Source organism: Mesobacterium hydrothermale (assembly GCF_035818635.1).
GTDB classification, from domain to species: Bacteria; Pseudomonadota; Alphaproteobacteria; order Rhodobacterales; family Rhodobacteraceae; genus Mesobacterium_A; species Mesobacterium_A hydrothermale.
Genome location: NZ_JAYLLH010000018.1, coordinates 1 through 23,337, shown reverse-complemented (window position 1 = coordinate 23,337; position 23,337 = coordinate 1). Strand labels below are relative to the sequence as shown.

General features: G+C 63.7%; 19 protein-coding genes. 8 read left to right on the top strand and 11 right to left on the bottom strand.

What is annotated here, in order from left to right:
• Nucleotides 1–8 precede the first annotated feature (8 nt).
• The 6 genes from VK792_RS12845 to VK792_RS12820 all read right to left on the bottom strand — a co-directional run bounded on the left by VK792_RS12845 (nt 9) and on the right by VK792_RS12820 (nt 7,174).
• Nucleotides 9–830, bottom strand: coding sequence for a DeoR/GlpR family DNA-binding transcription regulator (locus VK792_RS12845; RefSeq protein WP_326297912.1), 822 nt, complete (start codon nt 828–830; stop codon nt 9–11).
• Between the two features lie 74 nt (nt 831–904).
• Nucleotides 905–1,741: an EamA family transporter gene (locus VK792_RS12840; protein WP_326297911.1), complete on the bottom strand. Its 837-nt coding sequence runs from the start codon at nt 1,739–1,741 to the stop codon at nt 905–907.
• A complete protein-coding gene (gene pbfA / locus VK792_RS12835) occupies nt 1,738–3,084 on the bottom strand; it encodes a (R)-1-hydroxy-2-aminoethylphosphonate ammonia-lyase (protein WP_326297910.1) in 1,347 nt (448 codons plus the stop codon). Before pbfA ends, VK792_RS12840 begins: the two co-directional genes overlap by 4 nt.
• A 187-nt stretch (nt 3,085–3,271) precedes the next feature.
• On the bottom strand, nt 3,272–4,714 hold the full coding sequence (gene phnY / locus VK792_RS12830) for a phosphonoacetaldehyde dehydrogenase (protein WP_326297909.1): 1,443 nt from the start codon (nt 4,712–4,714) through the stop codon (nt 3,272–3,274).
• Between the two features lie 11 nt (nt 4,715–4,725).
• Nucleotides 4,726–5,985 (bottom strand): phosphonoacetate hydrolase, encoded by a 1,260-nt coding sequence (phnA, locus tag VK792_RS12825; RefSeq protein WP_326297908.1) that lies wholly within the window; start codon nt 5,983–5,985, stop codon nt 4,726–4,728.
• A 13-nt stretch (nt 5,986–5,998) separates the two neighbouring features.
• Complete coding sequence (locus VK792_RS12820) at nt 5,999–7,174, bottom strand: 2-aminoethylphosphonate--pyruvate transaminase (RefSeq protein ID WP_326297907.1); 1,176 nt, start codon at nt 7,172–7,174, stop codon at nt 5,999–6,001.
• 103 nt (nt 7,175–7,277) lie between these two features.
• Between VK792_RS12820 and VK792_RS12815 the strand changes: the two genes are divergently transcribed.
• From VK792_RS12815 to VK792_RS12785, 7 genes are all read left to right on the top strand, one after another.
• Entirely contained in the window at nt 7,278–8,141 is an 864-nt protein-coding gene (locus VK792_RS12815; RefSeq protein ID WP_326297906.1) for a LysR substrate-binding domain-containing protein, read from the top strand.
• Between the two features lie 134 nt (nt 8,142–8,275).
• Nucleotides 8,276–9,790: a sulfatase-like hydrolase/transferase gene (locus VK792_RS12810; RefSeq protein WP_326297905.1), complete on the top strand. Its 1,515-nt coding sequence runs from the start codon at nt 8,276–8,278 to the stop codon at nt 9,788–9,790.
• Nucleotides 9,791–10,099: 309 nt separating this feature from the next.
• Nucleotides 10,100–12,139 carry an ABC transporter substrate-binding protein gene (locus VK792_RS12805; RefSeq protein ID WP_326297904.1) on the top strand — a complete coding sequence of 680 codons (2,040 nt, stop codon included), beginning with the start codon at nt 10,100–10,102 and terminating at the stop codon, nt 12,137–12,139.
• Between the two features lie 109 nt (nt 12,140–12,248).
• A complete protein-coding gene (locus VK792_RS12800; RefSeq protein WP_326297903.1) occupies nt 12,249–13,253 on the top strand; it encodes an ABC transporter permease in 1,005 nt (334 codons plus the stop codon).
• 4 nt (nt 13,254–13,257) lie between these two features.
• Entirely contained in the window at nt 13,258–14,415 is a 1,158-nt protein-coding gene (locus VK792_RS12795; RefSeq protein ID WP_326297902.1) for an ABC transporter permease, read from the top strand.
• Nucleotides 14,412–15,413 carry an ABC transporter ATP-binding protein gene (locus VK792_RS12790; protein WP_326297901.1) on the top strand — a complete coding sequence of 334 codons (1,002 nt, stop codon included), beginning with the start codon at nt 14,412–14,414 and terminating at the stop codon, nt 15,411–15,413. The genes VK792_RS12795 and VK792_RS12790 overlap by 4 nt, the downstream gene beginning before the upstream one ends.
• Entirely contained in the window at nt 15,410–16,408 is a 999-nt protein-coding gene (locus tag VK792_RS12785) for an ABC transporter ATP-binding protein (RefSeq protein WP_326297900.1), read from the top strand. The genes VK792_RS12790 and VK792_RS12785 overlap by 4 nt, the downstream gene beginning before the upstream one ends.
• An 8-nt stretch (nt 16,409–16,416) precedes the next feature.
• Here VK792_RS12785 and VK792_RS12780 read toward each other — a convergent pair whose 3' ends face one another.
• From VK792_RS12780 to bhcA, 5 genes are all read right to left on the bottom strand, one after another.
• A complete protein-coding gene (locus tag VK792_RS12780; protein WP_326297899.1) occupies nt 16,417–17,394 on the bottom strand; it encodes a type I glyceraldehyde-3-phosphate dehydrogenase in 978 nt (325 codons plus the stop codon).
• A gap of 210 nt (nt 17,395–17,604) precedes the next feature.
• Nucleotides 17,605–18,588 carry an iminosuccinate reductase BhcD gene (gene bhcD, locus VK792_RS12775; RefSeq protein WP_326297898.1) on the bottom strand — a complete coding sequence of 328 codons (984 nt, stop codon included), beginning with the start codon at nt 18,586–18,588 and terminating at the stop codon, nt 17,605–17,607.
• 141 nt (nt 18,589–18,729) lie between these two features.
• The gene (bhcC, locus tag VK792_RS12770; protein ID WP_326297897.1) at nt 18,730–19,893 is read right to left on the bottom strand and encodes a 3-hydroxy-D-aspartate aldolase BhcC; all 1,164 of its coding nucleotides are present in this window, start codon (nt 19,891–19,893) and stop codon (nt 18,730–18,732) included.
• Nucleotides 19,894–19,943: 50 nt separating this feature from the next.
• The gene (gene bhcB, locus VK792_RS12765) at nt 19,944–20,912 is read right to left on the bottom strand and encodes a beta-hydroxyaspartate dehydratase BhcB (protein ID WP_326297896.1); all 969 of its coding nucleotides are present in this window, start codon (nt 20,910–20,912) and stop codon (nt 19,944–19,946) included.
• Entirely contained in the window at nt 20,909–22,099 is a 1,191-nt protein-coding gene (bhcA, locus tag VK792_RS12760; RefSeq protein ID WP_326297895.1) for an L-aspartate--glyoxylate aminotransferase BhcA, read from the bottom strand. Before bhcA ends, bhcB begins: the two co-directional genes overlap by 4 nt.
• A gap of 161 nt (nt 22,100–22,260) precedes the next feature.
• Between bhcA and bhcR the strand changes: the two genes are divergently transcribed.
• Entirely contained in the window at nt 22,261–23,088 is an 828-nt protein-coding gene (gene bhcR / locus VK792_RS12755) for an HTH-type transcriptional regulator BhcR (protein WP_326297894.1), read from the top strand.
• The last annotated feature ends 249 nt before the right edge of the window (nt 23,089–23,337 follow it).

Below are 23,337 nucleotides of genomic sequence, written 5' to 3'. Positions count from 1 at the left end.
CCGGCGGATCACGCGCCCGCCAGCACGACCTCGACCTGCCAGGCGTCCAGGCTGTGCTGGAACGGCGGGCGCAGCGCGCTGTCAGTGATCAACACGTCGGCCTGTTCGGCCGGGAAGGCCACCATCGGCGCGCCCTGGCCGAATTTGCTTTGGTCCGCGACCACGATCACGCGGCGCGCCTGCGCCGCCACGGACCGCGCCAGGTCCGCCTCTGCCGATCCGGCCAGAAGGAACCCCGCCTGGGCATCGACGCCGTCCACGCTCAGCACCGCGATATCGATGTTGAACCGCGCGATATAGGCGGCGGTTTCCGGACCGAAGGTACCGAATTCCGCCTCGCGCATCTCTCCACCCGCAAGAAACACCTGGTTGTGGTTGCGCCCGACCAGCGCCTGCGCGGCATTGATCGCGTTGGTCACGACGGTCAGGTTGCGATGATCCTTCAACCGTTCGGCAAGGTAGGTGGTGGTCGAGCCGACATCCAGAAACACGCTGGCCCCGTTCGGAATCATCGCCGCAGCGCTGTTGGCGATGCGCATCTTTTCGGCGGCATTGCGGTTCAGACGGGAATGCACCGGCGCATAGGCGTCGACGTTGGTCAGATAGACACCACCATGCACCCGCTGCACCAGGTCCGCCTTGGCAAGCGCCTTGACGGTGCGGCGCACGGTCTCTTCCGACACGTTCAGTGCCTCTGCCAGCGCCGCTGTGCGGGCAGACCCGCCCAGGCTGCGCAAAGTTTCAAGCAACTCCACCTCTCGATGGGTATGATGCGTGTCAATCTGTTTGAGCAAAGGGCTGTCCTGCTGCGGCGGCTCGTCGTTTTCCACGACTAGCCAGAAAAAGACAGGCCCGCAAGGCGCAATTTGTGGGGCAATGTGGGTTTACCTTGCGGCAGCTGTCCTCAGGCCACAGCCAGCAGCGCCGCGCCCACGCAGACCACCCCCCCCGACAACAGCCGAATGCCCACGGGCCGTTCGCCAAAGGCAATGACCCCGATCAGCGCCGCGATCAGCACGGATGTTTCGCGCAATGCACTGACCATGCCGATGGGGGCCTGGGTCTTGGCCCAAAGCGCCAGCGCATAGGCCGTTGCCGACACCACGCCCCCGGCAATGCCGATCCACAGGCCACGGCGCGAAATCGCCGGCAAGGCCGCCCGCCGCACCCACAGCGCCCAGGCCGCAAACAGGATTTCGCCGATGAACAGCCAGACAACATAGGACAGCGCCATCTGGGGCAGCCGCACCCCGGTGCCATCGACGATGGAATAGGCGGTGATCAGCAGCGCCACCAGCGCCGCCGCCCCCATGCCGCTCAGCGGCAGCGCCCCGCCCCGTGGCCGCAATGCAAGCAGGAAGATGCCCAACGACACCACCCCCACCCCGGCCCAGGCCAGCGGCGGCAGATGCTCGCCCGTGAAGATCTGCGCGCCAAGCGCCACCAACAGCGGCGCAGACCCGCGCGCGATGGGATAAACCAGCGACAGGTCGCCCAGACGGTACGCCACGGTCAACAGCCAGTAATAGCCCCAGTGAATCGCGGTCGAGGCGGCGATGTATGGCACGCTTTCCCACCCGGGAAGCGGCACGAACGGCACCAGCGCCAGCGCCGGCAGCACATGACCCACGGAGATCAATCCCATGAGTGCCAGCCGGTCGCCGGATGCCTTGACCAGCGCGTTCCACCCGGCGTGCATCACCGCCGCCAGCAGCACGATGGCAAAGACCGTGCCGCTCAACCCGCGGCATCCAGGATGGCGGTTTCGACGATCTCCAGCGCGCGGTCCAGATCGGCCTCGGCGATCACCATCGGCGGCGACAGCGTCAGCACGTTGCCCGCGCTGATCTTGAAACTCAGCCCCTGCGCCAGGCAGGCATAGTAGATGCGTTCGGCCAGGTCGGGCGATGCGCGGCCATCCGGCGCACAGATCGCCACCCCGAACAGGCAGCCGCGCCCGCGCACATCCGCCACGATGGGACAGCCCAACAGCCGGTCGCGCAGCCGGTCCATGGCACGGGCGCCAAGCCGCGCCGCCCGCGCCACAAGCCCTTCGTCCTCGATCACATCTAGCGTCGCCAGTGCCGCGCGCGCGGTCACCGGGTTCTTTTCGTGGGTATAGTGGCCGATGGCGAACTCCCCCGCCACGTCCAGGTCCCGCCGCGCCACGACCGCGGCCAATGGCAGGGTCGCGCCCCCCAGCGCCTTGCCCAGCACCACGATGTCCGGCGTGATCCCGTCGTGGTCGAAGGCGAAGAACCGTCCGGTCTTGCCCAGCCCGGTCGGGATTTCATCCATGATCAACAACGCACCATGACGGTGACAGGCCGCCTGCACCGCCTGCCAATAGCCCGGCGGCGGCACCACCGGCACCGCGCGCATCGGCTCTGCGATCACGGCGGCCACGTCGCCTTCGCGTTGCAGCACGAACTCCACCATCTTCGCGCAGGCCAGCCCGCAGGTCTCCGGCCCCGGATGCCCGTAGGCGCAGGCGCTGCAATTGAACGGCGCCACGTGTTCCGCCCCCGGCAACAGCGGCCCGGCAATGCCGGAACGAAAGGTCGCCTCGCCCCCCACGCTCGACGCGCCAAAGCCCGCGCCATGGAACGCATCCCAGAAGCTCAGCGTCTTGAACCGCCCGGTCGCCGCCCGCGCCAACCGCAGCGCCACCTCGACCGCGTCCGACCCGCCGGTGGTGAACAGAACCTTTCCCAAGTCACCGGGCGCCAGCGCCGCCAGCCGCTCGGCCAGGGTCACGCTCACGTCATTGGTGAACCGCCGCGGCGAAAACGGCAAACTGTCCAGCTGGTCCTTGATCGCCGCGATCACCCGGGGGTGACCATAGCCGATGTGGTGCACGGAATTGCCATGGAAATCCATGAACCGCCGCCCGGCGGTATCCTCGATCCAGATGCCCTCGGCCCGGGCAATCGTCGCCACGCAGGGTGACGACAGCGACTGGTGCAAGAAGGCATCCGCATCCCGCGAAAGCAGGTCCTGCGTCGCGTTATGATCTTCGCGCGCCGCCCAGGCGGCCCGCGCCGCAGAGGTATTCGCCTCGCCTTCCGTATGCCGCATGCCCATCCTGCTACAAACCTGCTTCGTCTTTGGTTTTCCAAATACCTCGGGGGTATGGGGGCAGAGCCCCCATGCGCGGCGCAGCCGCGCCCCCCCTTTTCAACGCGGCGCAGCCGCACCCCCCTTTTTCGACGCGGCGCAGCCGCGCGGGTCGGACCGGGCGCAGCCCGGTCCGAAACCCGAAGGCCCGCGCTTATGGCCAGGGCAGCGAATAGGTCTTCACATTGGTGGAGAATTTCATCGCCTCCAGCACGCCTTCCTTCACCCCGTTTCCGGAATCCTTGATCCCCCCGAAGGGCGACATCTCGATCCGGTAGCCGGGCTGTTCCCAGATGTTCACGTTGCCCACGTTCAGCCCCTCGATATAGGCCTGCATCCGGCGGAAATCGTTGGTGCAGACGCCCGAGGACAGGCCGAACTGGGTCGAGTTGGAAATCGCCATCACCGCGGCATCGTCATCGGGCACGCGCACGATCGGCACGATCGGGCCAAAGGTTTCCTCCATCACCAGTTCGCTGTCATGGGGCACGTGATCAACCGTGATCGGCGGCAGCAGTGCGCCCCTGCGGCCGGGGTGATACAGGATCTGCGCGCCCTCTTTCTCGGCATCGAACACCCGCCGCTCGAAGGTTTCCGCGGCCTTCGAATGGATCACGCAGCCCAGCTGGGTTTCGGGGTCCATCGGGTCGCCATGGCGCAGCGCCTTCGCGCGCTCCAGAACCAGCGGGACAAAGGTATCCGCCACGCTGTCCTGCACCAGGATACGCTTGACCGCGGTGCAGCGCTGGCCCGAGTTGCCCGTGGCCCCGGCAACGGCGATCGTCGCCGCCTTGGCCAGGTCCTCTGCCGACAGGTCGTTCAGGATGATCAGCGGGTCATTGCCGCCCAGTTCCAGCGCGGTCCGCTTGTAGCTGGCTTTCGACGCAATCATCTTGCCCACCGGCACGCCGCCGGTGAAGGTGATGATGTCGATGTTGTCATCGAGGATCATCGCGTCGCCGATATCGGCGGGCAGACCCGTCACCACCTGGAACATCTCGGGCGGCAGGCCCGCCTCGTACAGGATATCCGCCAGGGTGAGCGCGGTCAGCGGTGTCAGTTCCGTGGGCTTGCAGACCATCGGACTGCCCACGGCGATGGCGGGGGCGATCTTGTGCGCGACCATGTTCAGCGGGTGGTTGAACGGCGTGATCGCCGAAATCGCCCGGACCGGTTCGCGCTTGGTATAGATCTTGCGCGCCTTGCCCTGCGGGGTCAGGTCACAGCTGAAGATCTGGCCGTCATCCATGATCGCCAGCTGCCCGGCGAAGGTGAACACGTCATAGGCGCGCCCCGCCTCGTAGAGCGCGTGCTGCTTGCAGATGCCCAGTTCCAGCACCAGCCAATGCGCGAGCTCCTCGCGCCGGTCGCGGATCAGGTTAGCCGCGCGATACAGGATCTGCTGGCGTTCATAGCGTGTCAGCTTGCACTGGTAGGCGGCGGCGATGGCAAAGGCCTCTGCCGCGTGTTCGGCCTTGCCCGCGGGCACGGTGCCGACGACCTCGTCGGTATAGGGATAAAGCACCTCGATCACGTCTGGGGTGGTCACCTTGCGGCCCCCGATGCGCATCGCCTCGTGTCGGATTTCCACGGTCATTCCCATCTCCCTCAGGCCGAAACCGGTTCCAGCGCTGCCGCGGTGGTGGCATAGAAGAACGCATCGAAATTGCGCAGCACCGGGGCGTCCGGCAGGTCGATCACGCGGTTCACGATGAACGGGACTTCCTGTTCGGTCAGCCCGCCGTGGCTGCGCAGCGGCTCCTTCAGCGCCGCCAGATCGTGGCAGTGCTCGGACGTGCCCAGCGTCATGTTCTCGGTCGAGATCATGACGACATCGCCGATGCGGTCGGCGGGCAGGTCGTATTTTTCAACCGCTTCGGCCTTTGTGGTGACCTCCAGCATGCCGTCAACACCCTTCAGCCGCTGCACGATGGCATCCACGTCGGCGCCGTCGGGCAGGTAGGCAGTGGCAAAAGAGCCAAGCGCCCCGTGGTGCACGACATAAGGATCGGTGATCGGCAGGATTACCCGCGCGGCGTCCTTGCCAAGCCAGCTGTCCAGCAGGTCCTGCACATAGACCACGGCGGGGGTGCCGTCGGCGTTGTGCTTGGGCTTCATGCCGTGATCGGCGGTGACGACAATGGCTGCCCCCAACGCATCGAGTTCGGTCAGGTAGCGGTCGAACATGGCATAGAAATCCTTGGCGCCCTGTTCGTCGGGGGCGAACTTGTGCTGGATGTAGTCGGTGGTCGACAGGTACATCACGTCCGGATGCCATTCCTTGAGCAGCTTGACGCCGGCGGCAAAGACGAATTCCGACAGGTCGGCGGAATAGACCTCGGGCACCGGCATGCCCAGCCAGTCGCTGGCGTTGTCGATGCCGTGTTCGGCCTTGGTGGTGTCCCCCGAGCGTTCCGAGGAAAAAGCAATCGCGCGGTCTTCGTCGAATTTCAGGCCAGAGCCCAGCAGCGCGCGCAGCTTGTCCTTGGCGGTGACCATGGCGACGCGGGCGCCGGCCTCGTAGAATTTCGAAAACACCGTCGGCGCGCGCAGGAAACGCACGTCGTTCATCATCACCTCTTCGCCGGTTTCCGGGTCGTACAGGTAATTGCCGCAGATGCCGTGCACCGAAGGCGGCCGCCCGGTGGCGATGGACAGGTTGTTGGGGTTGGTGAACGACGGGATCACCGAATGGGCCAACCGGTCGGTGCCGGTTTCGCGGATCCGCTTGAGCGTCGGCATCAGGCCTTCGGCAATCGCGACCTCGAGGTATTCGGGTTCGCAGCCATCCAGGCAGATGGCGATCGCGCAGGTTTTCGGCACCGGGTAGGTGCGGCCATTGGCGGTGACGGGTGTGGAAATGCTCATGTCTTTCGGGTCCTCAAGCGGCGAGTTTCTTGCGCTCTTCAAGCGCGGCGGCGGGCGGGGCGGCACTGGCCACGCCCATCGTGTCCAGCGCGGATTTGGCAGCGGCGACGACGCGGGTCATGACGTGTTCGTCCATACGGCCGATACAGCCGACGCGGAAGCTGTCCACAACGGTCAGCTTGCCGGGATAGATGATGAACCCCTGTGCCTTCATCAGGTCGTAAAACCGGGTGAAATCGAACTTCGGATCGGCGGGGTTGAAGAAGGTCACAATGATCGGAGACAGCCAGCGGTCTTCCAGCAGGGTTTCGAACCCCAGTGCCCGCATCCCGGCCACCATCACGTCGCGGTTGCGGGTGTAGCGCGCGCCACGGCCCTTCACACCGCCTTCTTCGGCGTGCATCTCCAGCGCCTTGAGGAAGGCCGCGACCGCGTGGGTCGGCGGGGTGAACCGCCACTGGCCGCTTTTTTCCATGTAATCCCACTGGGCGTGGATATCGAGCGACAGCGAATGGCTGTTGCCCTTGCTGGCGGCAATTTCTTCCTTGCGGGCCAGGACAAAGCCGAAACCGGGCACACCTTCGATACATTTGTTGGCGGAACTGACCAGCGCCTGGAACGGCACCTTGGCGACGTCGATCTCGACCGCGCCGAAGGCCGACATGCTGTCGATCAGCAACTTGCGCCCGGCGGCAAAGGTGGCTTCTGCGATTTCCTCGACCGGGTTCAGGATCCCGGACGAGGTTTCGCAATGGATCGCCAGAACATGGGTAATCGCCGGATCATTGGCGAGGATCGCGGCAACCTCGGCCCCGCGCGGCGGCAGGTAATCGCCCTTGTCCAGCAGGTGACAGGCGCGCCCCAGGTAGTCCATCGTCTTGGCCGCCCGCAGCCCGTAGGCGCCGTTGGCCAACACCAGGACTTTGCCATCCTTCGGCACGAAACTGCCCAGCATCGCCTCGACGCAATAGGATCCCGACCCTTGCAGCGGCACGCAGTCGTATTCGGTGGCGGCATCGCCCAAAAGGCCCAGCAATTGCGCGCGCAGGCTGGCGGTCATGGCGCGGAAATCGCCATCCCAGCTGCCCCAGTCGCGCAACATCGCCTCTTTCACCTCGTATGCGGTGGTCAAAGGCCCCGGCGTCAGAAGATAGGGTTCCCCCATCCGGGGCGGTTCGAACTGGGTCATGGCGCGACTCCTTGGGTGTTCATCTGGGGGCTGGAATGCCCTGACGCGACCTATATGTGAAATCTTCTTTTCTTATCTTTTCATAAGCCATACCTATACATTCATGAGATACGCCCAAATCCGCGCCTTTCACCATGTCGCCCTGCACGGCGGGTTTTCGCGCGCGGCGGCGGCGCTGCATGTGTCGCAGCCGTCGATTTCCGATCAGGTCCGGCAGTTGGAACAGGCCCATGACGTGCTGCTGTTCCAGCGCGACGGGCGGCAGGTGCGGCTGACCCCCGCGGGCGAAGACCTGTTTTTGCTGACCAAGCGGTTCTTCGAGGCAGAGGACCAGATCGAACGGCAGCTTTCGGCAAGCCGGGCCTCGGTCACCGGCACGCTGAGGATCGTGGCGGACAGCGCGCTACACGTGACCGAAGTGCTGGGCCGGTTCCGCGCGCAATACCCCGATGTCTTCATCCAGTTGCGCAGCGGCAATTCCGAAGCCGTTCTGGCGGCGCTGCGCAGCTATGATGCGGAAATCGGCGTACTGGGCAGTCACGCCCCGGCGGCGGACATGGACAGCGTCGATCTGGGCGAAACGCCGATCCTTGCGATCGCGAAACAGGGGTATCTGCCGGAGCGGGTCAATTCGTTGTCCTTGCAAGAGCTTGCCCGCCACCCGCTGATCTTTCGTGAAAAGGGCTCGCGCACCCGCGCGGGGATCGAATCCGGCGCACGCGCGGCCGGGGTGCGCCTGACCCCGGTGATCGAGGTCGAGGGCCGTGAAGCGATGCGCGAGGTCGTGGCCTCGGGCGCAGGGATCGGCTTTATCTCTCAGGCCGAGATGGGGCGCGATCCGCGCCTTCGGGCGGTGCCGATCGACGGGATCGACCTGGGCATGACGGAAACCGTGATTCACCTGGCGATGCGTCGTGATGTGCCCGTGATCCGGTCTTTCATGCGAGTGCTGCGTGGCATAGCGTGATCGCAAGGGGACCGGAGACGCTCACGCTCTGCACAAAGAGCCACAGATAACCACAAATCCCCGCACAAAATTCTTGATCCGACTCGTGGGGTTGTATTTCCTGACCTGGCGGCGACGAAGACCTGGGGGAAGACGTGGCGGAACGACAGAACATCCTGTTCGTCATCATCGACCAATTGCGCGCGGATTGCCTGCGCGGGGCATTGGAAAGCCATGTGGACCTGCCGAACCTGCGCGGTCTGGAATCCGAAGCGGTGCGCTTTGACCGGCATTTTTCTGTGACCAACCCCTGTGGACCGTCGCGCGCGTCGATTCTGACCGGGCAATACGCGATGAACCATCGCGCCACCCGCAACGGTACGCCGCTGCCTTCGGACAAGCCGAACCTTGCGACGGAAATCCGCAAGGCGGGCTATCTGCCGCTGCTGTTCGGCTATACCGACAGCACGCCCGATCCGCGCGACTATCACGCCAGCGATCCGCAACTGAAATCCTATGAACAGGTGATGCCGGGTTTTGTCGAAGCCTGCGAGATGCGGCTGGAGGAATCCTGGCCCTGGCGCGCCGACCTGCTGGCCAAGGGGTATGACGTGCCACCCTATCCGGACATCTTCCGCCCGGATGGCGACCGGGTTGATGACCCGGCGCTTTACAAGGCCGAAGACAGCGACACCGCGTTCCTGGCCAACCGCGTGATCGACGAATTGCGCGCCCGGCCCACCGGCTGGTTCGCGCATGTCACCTTCATCCGGCCGCACCCGCCGCTGGTCGCGCCCGCGCCCTATAACCGGCTGGTGGACCCGGCCACCCTGCCCGCCCCCGAAGGCACACGCGACAGGACGGCAGAGGCGGCGGCGCACCCGTTCAACGCACCTTTGCTGGCGGCGAAATCGCTCGCGTCCAACGTCGAGGGCTTTCCCGACTTGGAAGAGACGCCCGAAAACATCGCCAAGCTGCGCGCGATCTATCTTGGACTGGCGGCAGAGGTCGATCACCACGTTGGGCGGATCTTCGATTTCCTGAAAGAGACCGGCCAGTGGGACAACACCCTGGTCGTGGTCACCGCCGACCACGGCGAAATGCTGGGCGATCACCATGCCTGGGGAAAGATGACCTATTACGACGCGGCCTATCACGTCCCGCTGATGATCCGCGATCCCCGGCACCGCGACGGTTTCGGCACCACGGTCGGGCTGCCGACGGAATCGGTGGATGTGACCCCCACGATCCTGGACCTGGCGGGCGTGGACGTGCCCGACACGATGGACGGCCACAGTCTGCGGCCGTTCCTGGATGGCCGCCCGCCGGCCAACTGGCGCCAGCACAGTTTTTCCGAACTGGATTTCGGCGACCCGGTCAATCCGACCGCCTGGCAGCGCGCCCTTGGCTTGCCCGCCGAAGGCGCGAACCTGGCGATTCTGCGCGGCGCGCGGCACACATTGGTGCATTTCAACTCTGGGTTGCCACAAATCCTGTTCGAACACGAAAAATCCGGCGAAGCGCGCAATATTTCATCAAAGCCCGAAGCGCAGAGTATTTTGTTGGAAATGTCGCGCGACATGTTGGACCATCGCATGCGTCACGCCGAAGGACGCTTTGCGCGGACGATGGTGACCCCCGACGGGGTCGTCCGCGCGCCCAGAAATTAGGATTGCGCGGTCCGCACGGGACCGCACGGACCAACGACAGGCCCGGCTGTCATGGTTTTGTGATATATTCCGGGCAGTCAGCATCGGTGTCGCGACGCAGTCGCGGCATCGGTTTCGGGAAGGGGATGAAATACCGGCAAGTGGCCCGTTTCGGGCACAACCGCACAGGACTGGCCATAAAGCTGCGCCAGACTGGACCTAAGAGCGGGGGTCCGCCGACACCTAGACTTTGACCGTGGGTGCGGCTGGCCATCGGGAAAAACAAACAACAACCCGCAATCGCACTGATTTGGAACGACAGGAGAGACTATGAAACGGATTCTATTGACCGGCGTCGCCGCACTTGCCCTTCCGGGCGCGGCTCTCGCCAATTGCCCGGCGATCACCGTCGCTGACATGCAGGGGGTCGCCGCAGGCGCGTTCCCGCAACAATACGAACTGTCCGAGTTCGAAGCCGCCGCAAGCTGCGACATGGCGTTCTCGGAAAACCCTGCTGCCGGCGAACTGAATGCCCGAATCAAGGGCAACCCCGACCTGCCGCCGCTGGCCGAGCGTCTGCCGGAAGAACCGCTGGTCGTGGTCCCCTATACCAGCGTCGGTCAATATGGCGGCACGCTGGACGTGCTGTCGAACGCGACCGAAGCTGGGACCTCGGACTTCCTGTCGGTGCGTCACGTCAACCTCGTGCGGTATTCCGACGACCTGCAAACGATCGTTCCGAACATTGCCAAATCCTGGACCTGGAACGACGATTACACCCAGCTGACCTTCAAGCTGCGCAAGGGCCACAAGTGGTCCGACGGCGAGCCGTTCACCTCGGCCGACGTGAAGTTCTGGCACGACAACATCATGCTGGACACCAACATCTTTGAATCGCCCAAGGACTATGTCCTGGTCGGCGGTGAGAAGATGACCGTGGAAACGCCGGACGCGGAAACCGTCATCTTCAACCTGCCCGCGCCGAAGCCGGGCCTGCTGGTGCACTTTGCGACGTCCTATGCGCAGGGCTTCCAGCCGATGCACTTCCTGGGCAAGTTCCATCCGGGGATCAACCCCGATGCCGATGCCTATGCGCAAAGCCTGGGTTTCGAGAACGGCTATGACGCGATCAAGGCGTATTACGGCAACTCGGACTGGACCGACACGCCGTCGCCGATGCTGTCGCGGCCGGAGATTGTGGGCGGCCTGCCCAAGGCAACCGTGCCCACGCTGGAAAGCCATATCTACGTCACCGACACCACCGAAGGCCGCCACCTTGTGGCGAACCCGTACTTCCACCAGGTCGATGTGACCGGCCAGCAGCTGCCCTACATCAGCGAGCAGGACGAAGTTTACATCAACGACAACGAAGTGCGGATCCTGAAGCTGGTCAACGGCGAAGTCGACTACAAGTCGCAGTCTGTGCGCCTGGAATCGGCCCCGCTGCTGCTGGAGAACATGGAAAAGGGCGATTATTCCATCCAGCTGAAGCCGACGGTCGGCATGCCGGCCTTCTCGTTCAACTTCACCGCTGAAAACCTGGCCAAGCGCGAAGTCTTCCAGAACTTCGACTTCCGCCACGCCATGTCGATCGCCATCAACCGCGACGAACTGAACGAAGTGGCCTATTTCGGTCAGGGCATCCCCAGCCAGATCGCTCCGTTCAACCCGGCACCGGATTTTGTCGATCCGAAGTGGGAAAGCTTCGCGTCGGAATTCGACCCGGCCAAGGCGAACGAACTGCTGGACGGCATCGGCATGAAGGACGTGGACGGCGACGGCTTCCGCGAACTGCCCAATGGCGACAAGATAGTCCTGGCAATGAACTTCTCGACCCAGGGGATCGCCGGCAAGGTGGTCGAACTGGTCGGTCAGTACTGGGCCGATGTCGGCATCCAGACCACCGTCAAGGAAGTCACGCCCGACGAATACCGTTCGGCACAGTCGTCGAACAAGCTGGACGTGGGCCTGTGGCAGTATGGGGCCCCGCTGGCCATCCACCTGGGCCTGAACACCTTCTTCCGCGTACCGTTCGGCACCTATTTCGAACACCGCACCGGGATGCTCTGGGCTGAATACCTGGATTCGAACGGGGCGCAGGGCGTCGAGCCGCCGGAATGGGTGAAAGAACTGGCGTCCGACATCGACGCGTTCCAGTCCGCAACCCCGGGTTCGGCTGAATCGCAGACCCTGGGCGAAGAGCTGGTCGCCGGTTTCGTCGGCAACCTGGCGATGATCGGCACGGTCAAGGCACCGGAACCGATCTATGCCTCGAACAAGCTTCAGAACTTCACCGAGTTCAAGACCTGGTCCTACGAATACTACCGGACCTACCCCTACCGCGCGACGCAGTGGTGGCTGACCGAATAATCGGGGCCTGACGAAACACCTGCTTCCGGGCGGCCCGCGCTGCCCGGAAGTCACATCAAAAAACTGACGCGGAAACAACCGCGCAACTTTTTTCCAACGGGGACAGCTCATGCTGCAATTCGGACGCTTCGTGCTGACACGGGCGGTCATGGCGATGATCACATTGATCATCGTGTCGCTGGTCGTTTTCACGCTGATGGAGCTGGTGCCAGGCGACTGCGCCGAACGCTATCTCGCCTTCAAGAACACCCAAGGGTCGGGCATTTCGCTTGAAGACATCGAAAACGAGCGCGCCCGTCTGGGGTTGGACCGTCCCTTTGTCGAACGCTGGGCCAGTTGGATCATCGGGGCCTTCCAGGGCGAATTCGGTGACAGCTGCATTCTGCGGGTCAATATCGCACAGCTTCTGGGCTCGAAATTCTGGGTGTCGCTGGGCATCTGTCTGGCTTCGCTGGCGCTGGCCTATATCATCGCGCTGCCTGTCGGGATCATATCCGCCGCGACCAACAGTGCGACCCTGAACAATATCCTGCGCGTTGTCAGCTATTTCGGCTTGGCCATGCCGAACTTCCTGCTGGCGCTGATGATCATGCTGTTTTCAACCGTCTATTTCGGAGAGACCTTAACCGGGCTATTCAGCAAGGAATACCGCGACGCGCCCTGGGACCTGGCCAAGTTCATCGACCTGATGAAACACGCCTGGCTGCCGATCTTCATCCTTGGATGGTCGGCCACCGCGTTCGCCCTGCAAACCGTGCGCGCGCTGATTTCCGACGAGATCGGCAAGCTTTACGTGACCGCCGCTGCCGCACGCGGCGTGTCCGGCGCGCGGTTGCTGTGGCGGTATCCGGCGCGGCACGCGCTGGGGCCGATCGTCAACAGCCTGGGCTTTGACCTGAACCGGATTTTCAACGAACTGCCCATCGTGGCGCTGATCCTGACGCTGACCGATGCCGGCGCCTTGCTGATCGAGGCGCTGGCGCGGTCGAACGACCAGCAGCTTGCGGGGGCCATCATCTTCCTGCTGACCGCCTCGATCGTGGCGCTGAACTTTTTCACCGACGTGCTGCTGGCCATTCTCGACCCGCGCGTCCGCAAAAGCATCCTGAGGTAAGCACATGACGACAGAGACCCAAGGCTCCGCCGCCGAACCCGTGCAGGACCAGACGGCAAAAGAAGCCTACTTCACCGCCTCGCAGGGACAGCTGATCTGGGCCCGATTCAAGAAACAGCGCGCCGCGATGATCGCCGCCGCCCTGCTGTTCGTGCTGGTCCTTTCGGGCCTGTTCGCGCCCTTCCTGTCGCCCTATGACCCGACCATCGCGGGCCGCAACAAGGACTACCTGAATGGCGCCCCGACGATTCCGATGTTCTGTGACAAGAACGGCTGTTCTTCTCGGCCGTTCCTGCATGCGCTGGAACGGGAACGGTCGATGGCCACGAATTTCCGCTGGGTGACCACTGTCAATGAAGACAAGCGGATCTACATGGAATTCTTCGTGGAAGGCGCGCCCTACAAGCTGTTCGGCGTGATCCCGATGAACACCCACCTGTTCGGCATGCAGGACGGCGCGTTTATCCATCTGTTCGGCACCGATGCCGCCGGCAAGGACATCTTCAGCCGCACCCTGCACGCGATCTGGACCTCGCTTCAGGTCGGCACGATCGGGGTGTTGATCGCCTTTGTCATGGCGCTCGTGATCGGGGGGATATCGGGGTATTACGGTGGCTGGATCGACAGCGTGATCCAGATGGTCACGGACGCGGTGCGAACCGTGCCGCCAATCCCGCTGTTCATGGCCGTCGCCGCCTTCATGCCGCCGGAAATGTCGGCCGAGGCGCGGTTCTTCTATATCTCCGTTCTTCTGGGGTTCATCAACTGGCCGACGCTGGCGCGACGGGTGCGGACGCACCTGCTGACCGAACGAAACCAGGAATACGTGCTGGCGGCACAGTTGTGCGGCGCGTCGTCGTCGCATGTAATCCGGCGTCACCTGCTGCCCAGCTTCACCAGCTATATCATCGTCGACCTGGTGATTTCCTTCCCCTACATGGTCCTTTCGGAAACCGCCCTGTCCTTCATCGGGCTGGGTCTGAAGGACCCCGTGAACTCTCTTGGCGTCATGCTGCAGAACGTCACCAGCGCCGATGTGCTGCTGAACTACCAGTGGTATTTCATCCCGGTGATCTTCTTCATCGCGCTTGTGCTGGCCTTCGTCTTTGTCGGCGACGGGCTGCGCGACGCTGCCGACCCCTATTCGGATAACAATAAATGACCTCGCTGATCGACGTAGAAAACCTGACCCTGAAATTCCGCACCGACGAGGGGCTGATCACCGCCGTCGACAACGTCAGCTTTTCGTTGAACAAGGGCGAAGTGATGGGGCTGGTGGGGGAATCCGGCTCGGGCAAATCGGTGACGGCGAAATCGCTGATGCACCTGAACGCCCGCAACGCGGTCTATACACCCGAGTCGAAAATCACCCTGCACACCGACACCGGCCCGGTGGACGTGCTGTCGCTGAAAAAGCCGTCGGAAATGCAGGTGGTGCGCGGCGGCGCGATTTCGATGATCTTCCAGGAACCGATGGCCAGCTTCGCGCCCGCGATCACCATCGGCAGCCAGATGGTCGAGCAACTGATGCTGCATTCGGACATGTCCAAGGCCAAGGCCAAGGAAATCAGCGTGGAAATGCTGGACCGGGTGGGCATTTCCGACCCGTCGAAACGGTTTGACCAATACGCGTTCGAACTGTCCGGGGGGATGCGCCAGCGCGCGATGATCGCGATGGCGCTGTCGACCAAACCCAAGCTGCTGATCGCGGATGAACCGACCACCGCGCTGGACGTGACGATCCAGGCGCAGGTGATCGACCTGATGAAGGACCTAGTGGATGAATTCCACATGGGCATCATCTTCATCACCCACGATCTTGGCGTGATCGCCCAGACCGCCGACAAGGTCTGCGTCATGTACCTGGGCAAGCTGATCGAGGAAGGCCCCGTGCGCGAGGTCATCCGCAACCCCAAGCACCCCTACACCCAGGGGCTGCTGGCGGCCCTGCCCCGCCTGGACGACCTGGATTCCCCGCTGACGCCGGTGCCGGGCGATATCCCGTCGCCGCTGGAACGGCCGTCCGGCTGCGTCTTTCACACCCGATGCCCGCAGATCATCGGCGACGTCTGTCGCCGCGACCTGCCAACAGATACCAAGGTGGACCCAACCCACCGCGTCGCTTGTCACCTGCACAGCGCGAAGGAGGCCCAAGGATGAGCACCCCCCTGATCAAGGCCGACAACCTGACCGTCGGCTACAATATCGGCAAAAGCCTGTTGTCGAAACAGGTTCTCAAGGCCGTGAACGGCGTGTCGCTGGAAATCGAGAAAGGCTCGTTCTTCGGGCTGGTGGGGGAATCAGGCTCGGGCAAGACCACGCTGGGCCGCGCGCTGCTCAAGGCGGCGCCGATCACCGGCGGCGGCGCGTTCTATGACGATGGCGAAGTCCGCTATGACCTGACCAGCCTGCAAGGCGCCCAACTCAAGGATTACCGCAAGCGCGCGCAGCTGATCTTTCAGGATCCCTACGCCGCGCTGTCCCCGCGCATGACGGTGCGCGACATCATCGCCGAACCGCTCGAGGTGATGGGCCTGACCAAGACCCGCGCCGAAACCGATGAACGCGTGCGCGAGATCGCGGCGAAATGCCGGCTGAACCTCGAACACCTGCGTCGCTTCCCCCATGCGTTCTCGGGTGGCCAGCGCCAGCGGATTTCGATCGCCCGCGCGCTGGTCAGCGGCCCGCAATTCGTCGTGGCCGATGAATCCGTCGCCGCGCTTGACGTGTCGATCCAGGCCGACGTGCTGAACCTGCTGAAACAGATCCAGCGCGACATGGGGCTGACCTTCCTGTTCATCAGCCACGACCTGTCGGTGGTGGCGCACACCTGCGACCACGTCGCGGTGATGTACCTGGGCCGGCTGGTCGAAACCGCCCCCACCCGCAAGCTGTTCGAGGCGCCGCGCCACCCCTATACCAAGGCGCTGTTCTCGGCCATCCCGTCGCTTGACCCCGACGACCGGGGCCGTGCGCAGAAACTGACCGGGGAAATCCCCTCGCCCACGAACCAGCCCTCGGGCTGCAAGTTCCACACCCGCTGCCCGCACGCCATCGACCTGTGCAAGTCACAGGAACCGACACTGGAACACGTGGGCGATCAGCACGAAGTTTCGTGCCATCGCTGGCGCGAATTGATTGAGGTGCCGGCCTGAGGCCGCGCTCAGCCCCGGCGCGCCATGCGCCGGGCCATGTCGATCATGCGGGAGGAAAAGCCCCATTCGTTGTCGTACCAGCCGAATATCCGCAGTTGCCGCGCGCAGACCTGCAGTTCCGGCATGGCGATGACCAGGCTTTCGGGCCGCGCGCGCATGTCGCTTGACACCACCGGGTCCTCGGTCAGCCCCAGAACCGCGCTGCCCGCCACGGCCGCGCGCAGCCAGTCAGAGACCCCCGTGCCTGGCTCTGCCTCCAGGGTCAGGACCGCGTCGATGGCGCTGACCGAATGCGCCGGCACCCGCAGCGCCGCCCCGGTGACACATCCCTTCAGCCCCGGCAGCACAAGGTCCAGAAGTCTGGTCGCGCTGGTCGAGGTCGGGATCATCGACACCGCCGCCGCCCGCGACCGCGCCGGCGCACCGCGCGGCCCGTCCACAAGCGGCTGGCTGTTGGTATAGCAATGCACCGTGGTGACATGGCCATGGGCGATCCCGAAGCTGTCATTCACCAGACGCAGCAACGGCGCGATCGCATTGGTCGTGCAGGATGCGTTCGACACCACCCGCTTGCCGGCCAGATCGGCATCGTTGGCCCCCAACACCACCGTCGCCTCCGCCCCCGCGCAAGGCCCCGAGATCAGCACGTTGACGGCGCCGTTGACGATCCCCTGCGCGGCCTCGGCCGGGCTGTCGGGCCGCCCGGTGCATTCCAGCAGCACGTCGACACCCGTCCAGTCCAGCAGCGCCGCATCCGCTTGCCGCGTCACCGGAATGCGCCGCCCCCCCACGACAAGAGTGCCCTCCGTCGCCGCGACTTCGCCCGGAAAGGGGCCGAAGGTGCTGTCATAGCGAAACAGATAGGCCAGCATGTCCAGCGGCGCGATATCGTTGATCGCGACCACTTCGATATCCGGGTGCCCGGCCAGAACCTGCCGCAGAACGGTCCGCCCGATCCGCCCGAACCCGTTGATCGCAATACGCATATCCGCCCCTCTGGCAAAACCTCACGGGCGCAGCCTTGCGCCCTTGCCCCGGGAATTGCAAGGCGGTGACGCCGGCGTCTTTCGCATTCCGGATACCCAGAGGACGCAAGAGCGACGCTCCCGCGGGCGCGTGTGCCCGCAAAGGCGCAAGGGATCGGATCGGCAAAGCCGATCCGATCCCTTGCCTCCGTGAATCACGGTATTACCCGATCAGAACGCTAGTTCCGTCGCCCCCCCCCGGGCCACCGCAACCTCGACCACCTTGGCCGCAACCGCCAGGTCCTGCAGACCCACGCCGGTGCCATCGAACAACGTGATCTCGTCCGCTGTGCTTCGCCCCGGATGCGCCCCGTTGATGACTGCGCCGATCTCGACGATATCGCCCTCGGCAATCAGCCCTGCGGCCACCGCGTGCTGCGCCTCGCCAATGCTGACGGATTGCGTGATCTCGTCGGTGAACACCGTGGCTCGCGCCAGCAACGCCGCTTCGACCTCCTGCTTCCCCTTGGTGTCGGTCCCCATGCAGGCCAGATGCGTGCCGGGCCTGACCCAGTCGGCCATCATCGACGGCGCGAAGCTCGAGGTGATCGACACGATCACGTCCGCCTGCGCGCCCATTTCCTCCAGCGAAACCGCTTCGAACGGCAAGCCCAGTTCGCCCGCCAGCGTTTCCAGTCGCACCAACATTTCGGGATGGTAGTTCCAGCCCACAACTTTCTCAAAGTCGCGCTGCTTGAGCGCGGCGCGCATCTGGAAGGTCGACTGGTGACCCGCACCGATCATGCCCAGCACCCTGGCATCGGGCCGTGCCAGGTGGCGGATCGACACCGCACTGGCCGCCGCCGTGCGCAGCGCGGTCAGAAGGTTGCCCCCCACCAGCGCCTTCACCCGCCCGGTATCAGCATCGAAAAGGATCACGGTGGACTGGTGGTTGGTCAGACCCCTGGCCTCGTTCCCCGGCCAGTAGCCGCCGGATTTCAACCCCATGGCCAGACTTTCACGGTCAAAGCCCGACTTGAAGCCGTAAAGCGCATCGGCATGACCGATTGCCTCGCGGATCACCGGGAAGTTATAGGCCGCCCCGCGCGCCATGGCACCGAAGGTGGCTTCCACCGCCTCGAAAGCCTCCTCCTCGCTCAACAACCCCGCGATGACGGCTTCTGGCACCACGGTTACCTTGTGTGCGTCACTCATCCCTGCTCCCTTTCCGTAAGTCGTCTTTCATCTTTCCACAAATACTCACGCAGGCGCTTTCCCAAGCGGAGCGCAGGTTTGAGTATTTTTGGAAAGATGAAAGGAAGGGGCGCGCCAGTGTCCCGGCGCGCCCGCCCTTGATCAATAGGCCTTGCCGCGGGCCGAAACCGGCCAGACAGCCTCGACCTTGCCGCCCCTCACGCCGACATACCAGTCGTGGACATTGGCGGTCGGGTCGCAGTGGCCGGGCACCAGGCGCAGTTTGTCGCCAACCTTGAGCACACCCTTCGGGTCGGAGATCACGCCGTGCTCGTCCGAGCACTTGATGTATTCCACGTCGTCACGGCCAAAGATGACCGGCAGACCGCTGTCGACAGACTGGGCCTTGAGGCCGGCGTCGCAGATCGCCTTGTCGGCCTTGGCGTGGCTCATCACCTGGGTCAGGATGAAGAAGGCGTTTTCCCATTCGCCCTGGTCGATGCGGTTGCCGTCCTTGTCGAGGATGCGGCCATAGTCGGCATCCATGAAGGCGTAGGAGCCACATTGAAGCTCGTTGTAGACGCCCGAGTTCGACTCGAAGTAATACGAGCCGGTGCCTCCGCCCGAGACCAGTTCGGGCTTCAGCCCGACGGCAGTCAGCGCATCGACGGCGTCTTTCACCATGGCGATGGCGATCTCGAGCTTTTCCTTGCGCGCCTCGTAGCTGTCGAGGTGCTGCATCGCGCCCTGGTAGGCCTGGATGCCGGTGAACTTCAGGTTCGGTGCCGCGTCAATCGCCTTGGCGATCCCGACCACAGCTTCCGACGTCGTCACACCGCAGCGGCCTGCGCCGCAGTCGATTTCGATGAAGACTTCAAGTTCTGTGCCATGCGTCTGCGCCGCGGCAGAGAGTTCGGCCACGTTGTCGATGTCGTCCACGCACACGATGATCCGGCTGCCCAGTTTCGGCAGTTGCGCCAGGCGGTCGATCTTCTTCGGGTCGCGGACCTGGTTCGAGATCAGCACGTCCTTGATGCCGCCACGGGCAAAGACCTCGGCCTCGGACACTTTCTGACAGCAGACGCCGACCGCGCCGCCCAGTTCCTCTTGCAGCTTGGCCACGTCGACCGACTTGTGCATCTTGCCATGCACCCGGTGACGCATGCCATGGGCTTTGGCGTAGTCGCCCATCTTCTTGATGTTGCGTTCCAGCGCATCGAGATCCAGCACCAGCGCCGGGGTCTGGATGTCGGCCTCGTCCATGCCGGGCAGCGCCGGGATGTCGTAGCCGACTTCGAATTGATTGAGATCGCTCAGGTCTTTCATGTCTCTTGCTCCTGTTGTGTGCGGCCGGGCATTGCCCCGCCGGTATAGGTTCAACCGGCCATCCAGGGCAGGTTGTCGAGATCGACGTTGCCGCCGGTGATCACCACGCCCACGCGCTTGCCGCGGAAGACCTCGGGGTTTTTCAGGATCGTGGCCAGCGGCACCGCACAGCTGGGTTCCATCACGATCTTCATGCGTTTCCAGGTCAGCTTCATCGCGTCGATGATTTCCTGTTCCGAGGCGGTGAAGATATCGGTCACGAAGTTGGACACGAAATGCCAAGTGTTTTCCTTGAGCGGCACCTTCAGCCCGTCCGCCACGGTTTCCGGCGCATCGTCGGCGATGATGTGCCCGGCCTTGAAGCTGCGATAGGCATCGTCGGCCTGTTCCGGCTCTGCGGCATAGATCGCCACTTCGGGGGCCAGCGTCGACAGCGTCAGGCAGGTGCCCGAGACCATGCCGCCGCCGCCGATGGGCGCAATCACCGCATCCAGACCGCCGGTCTGTTCCATCAGTTCCTTGGAACAGGTCCCCTGCCCGGCAATCACCCGCGGGTCGTTGTAGGGGTGCACGAATTCCGCACCGGTCGCGGCCGCGACCTTGGCAAAGGTTTCCTCGCGCGAGGTGGTCGAGGGGTCGCATTCGGTGATGACACCGCCATAGCCGCGCACGGCGTCCTTCTTGGCCTGCGGCGCGGTGCGCGGCATGACCACATGGCACGGGATGCCCCGGCGGCCGGCGGCATAGCTGAGCGACAGCGCGTGGTTGCCCGAACTGTGGGTCGCCACGCCTTTCTTCGCCATCTCGTCGGACAGGCCGAACACCGCATTGCACGCGCCGCGCACCTTGAAGGCGCCCGCCTTCTGAAAATTCTCGCATTTGAAGAACAGCTGTGCGCCGGTCAGTTCGTTCAGGTAGGACGAGGTCAGCACCGGGGTTCGGTGGATATAGGGCTTGATCCGCTCGTGCGCGGCCAGCATGTCTTCGTAGGTGGGAAGGGTCATCGTCAGATCTTTCATTCCGCTGCCATCCTTTTTGCATCCGCCCCACGGCGGTAAACCAGTTGGGCCGCAGCCACGCCGGACCCAAGGGTGACCGGCAGGCCAAGATCGGCCATGACCATTTCCGCCGTCGCAATCCCCGACAGCGCCATCGCATCGGTCAGCATCCCGAGATGGCCGATGCGGAACACCTTGCCCGCAACGTCGCCCAAGCCGGCCCCGAACGCCATGCCATAGGCACTGGAAGCATGGGCCACGACCCGGTTCGCGTCAAAGCCTTCGGGCGTCTTGATCGCGGTGACGGTGTTGGAATACAGCTCGGGCCGCTTGGCGCAGGGGTCCAGACCCCAGGCCTTGACCGCGGCGCGGACACCTTCGGCGATGCGCGCGTGGCGGGCAAACACGTTGTCCATCCCCTCGGCCAGCAACATTTCCGTCGCGGTTTTCAGCCCGTGCAACAGGCCCACCGCAGGGGTATACGGATAGGCGTTGGCGGCATAGCCCTTGCGCATGTCGTCGATGCTGAAGAACGTGCGCGGCAGTTTCGCGGTCTTGCTGGCGGCGACGGCCTTTTCGCTGAACGCGGTGATGGCCAGCCCCGGGGGCAGCATGAAGCCCTTCTGCGAGCCGGTGACGGCCACGTCCACCTTCCAGCCGTCGAAATCGAACGGCATCGACGCGATCGAGCTGACGCCATCGACAAACAGCAACGCATCGTGACCAGCCTGGTCCAGCGCCTTGCGCAGGCCCTCGACATCGGACACAACGCCGGTTGCGGTTTCATTGTGCGTCGCCAGGACCGCCTTGATGCGGCCCTCGGTGTCGGCCTTGAGGATGTCCTCGAACGCCGCGACCGGCAGGCCTTCGCCCCATTCCACGTCCAGTTGCTGAACGTTCAGGCCGAAGCGGTTGCACATGTCGATCCACTTGTGGCTGAACATGCCGCTTCGCGCCGCCAGAACGCCGTCGCCGGGCGACAGGGTGTTTGCAATCGCGGTTTCCCAGCCGCCGGTCCCGGTCGACGGGAAAATGAAGAGCTCGGCCGCGTCGGCCATCATGACCTTTTTCACACCGGCGATGGCCGGGTGCAGAATGTCACCGAAAATCGGCGACCGGTGGTCCACCGTCGGCATGTCGCAGGCCTTGCGCAGCGCGTCTGGGATATTGGTCGGACCAGGGATGAAAACCGGGTTCTGCAGGCTCATGGTCGTCTCCTTCCTTATCGTTGCATCTTTCTTAGTCAGCCTGCGAACGTGCCGCAATTTTTTTGAAATCATTTTTCAGAAATTCTGAAAATAGAATTTTTCTCTTTGAAACAATGTGTTGTATTATTTCATAATGCGAACAGGATCTTCACAGGTGAAACATGAGTGACAAGGACAACGCAGAGCGCCGGGCCCGGGGACGGCCCCGTGCGTGGCACGACAAGACCGAGCAGAACACCATCAAGTCGCTCGACCGCGCGATGGAGGTGCTGGAACACCTGTCGGAACAATCCGGCGCAACGCTATCGGAACTGGCGGGCGATCTGGATCAATCCACCGCCACGGTTTACAGGGTCCTCGTGACGCTGGAGTCCCGCGGCATCGTCGAATTCGATCCCGAGGCGCAGACTTGGCACGTCGGTTCCGGCGCTTTTGTCATCGGCGCACGGTTCTTGCGGCGCACGTCGCTGGTGGACCGGGCGCGCCCGGTGCTGCGACACCTGATGGAACAGACCGGGGAAACCGCAAATCTTGGCATCGAACGCGACGGGCAGGTGCTGTTCATGAGCCAGGTGGAAACCCACGAAAACATCCGGGCTTTCTTTCCGCCCGGGGCGCTGTCCCCGATGCATTCGTCGGGAATCGGCAAGGCGATCCTTGCCTTCCTGCCCGAATCCCGGGTCGAACGGATCATCGACCGCCACGGGTTGCAGCGGTTCACCGCCAGTACCATCACGACCTCTGCCGCGCTGATGGCGGAATTGTCGGTCACCCGCGGGCGCGGCTATTCCATAGATGCCGAGGAAAAGAACGCCGGAATGCGCTGTATCGCGGCCCCGATCTTCGATATGCACGGCGAAGTTGTGGCGGGTATCTCGATCTCAGGCCCGGTCAGCCGCATGGCCGAGGCCGACACCCAGCCAGGGGCAGAAGCCGTGATGGCGGCCGCGCGCCTTGTCACCGATGGCATCGGCGGCAGCGCCCCGTAGTAGTCCACGAATCCCCATGCAATCGGGCAATCGCGCAGCCTGATCTGCCACATCTGTGGCGGATCGCCACAAAACCCCATGGAAAACCCGCTGTCCTGTCAGAATTGTTTCGGCTTGTGGAACTCTGTCGCAGTCGTGTCATGTTTCTCTCGAAATCCCACCACCTTTCACAGGCTAGTGGATTGAATCCAACATTTGGAACCCTCGATTTCTTGCGGCGATGATGTCGTTGGGGTCTGCCCGCCAAAC

What these genes read in the sequence shown, in the direction of transcription:
- VK792_RS12820 (WP_326297907.1), bottom strand. Translation starts at nt 7,174, where the DNA reads ATGACCCAGTTCGAACCGCCCCGGATGGGGGAACCCTATCTTCTGACG.
- bhcA (WP_326297895.1), bottom strand. Translation starts at nt 22,099, where the DNA reads ATGAGCCTGCAGAACCCGGTTTTCATCCCTGGTCCGACCAATATCCCA.
- VK792_RS12800 (WP_326297903.1), top strand. Translation starts at nt 12,249, where the DNA reads ATGCTGCAATTCGGACGCTTCGTGCTGACACGGGCGGTCATGGCGATG.
- VK792_RS12785 (WP_326297900.1), top strand. Translation starts at nt 15,410, where the DNA reads ATGAGCACCCCCCTGATCAAGGCCGACAACCTGACCGTCGGCTACAAT.
- bhcR (WP_326297894.1), top strand. Translation starts at nt 22,261, where the DNA reads ATGAGTGACAAGGACAACGCAGAGCGCCGGGCCCGGGGACGGCCCCGT.
- phnA (WP_326297908.1), bottom strand. Translation starts at nt 5,985, where the DNA reads ATGAGCATTTCCACACCCGTCACCGCCAATGGCCGCACCTACCCGGTG.
- VK792_RS12790 (WP_326297901.1), top strand. Translation starts at nt 14,412, where the DNA reads ATGACCTCGCTGATCGACGTAGAAAACCTGACCCTGAAATTCCGCACC.
- bhcD (WP_326297898.1), bottom strand. Translation starts at nt 18,588, where the DNA reads ATGAGTGACGCACACAAGGTAACCGTGGTGCCAGAAGCCGTCATCGCG.
- VK792_RS12805 (WP_326297904.1), top strand. Translation starts at nt 10,100, where the DNA reads ATGAAACGGATTCTATTGACCGGCGTCGCCGCACTTGCCCTTCCGGGC.
- phnY (WP_326297909.1), bottom strand. Translation starts at nt 4,714, where the DNA reads ATGACCGTGGAAATCCGACACGAGGCGATGCGCATCGGGGGCCGCAAG.
- bhcB (WP_326297896.1), bottom strand. Translation starts at nt 20,912, where the DNA reads ATGAAAGATCTGACGATGACCCTTCCCACCTACGAAGACATGCTGGCC.
- VK792_RS12780 (WP_326297899.1), bottom strand. Translation starts at nt 17,394, where the DNA reads ATGCGTATTGCGATCAACGGGTTCGGGCGGATCGGGCGGACCGTTCTG.
- bhcC (WP_326297897.1), bottom strand. Translation starts at nt 19,893, where the DNA reads ATGAAAGACCTGAGCGATCTCAATCAATTCGAAGTCGGCTACGACATC.
- VK792_RS12795 (WP_326297902.1), top strand. Translation starts at nt 13,258, where the DNA reads ATGACGACAGAGACCCAAGGCTCCGCCGCCGAACCCGTGCAGGACCAG.
- VK792_RS12815 (WP_326297906.1), top strand. Translation starts at nt 7,278, where the DNA reads ATGAGATACGCCCAAATCCGCGCCTTTCACCATGTCGCCCTGCACGGC.
- pbfA (WP_326297910.1), bottom strand. Translation starts at nt 3,084, where the DNA reads ATGGGCATGCGGCATACGGAAGGCGAGGCGAATACCTCTGCGGCGCGG.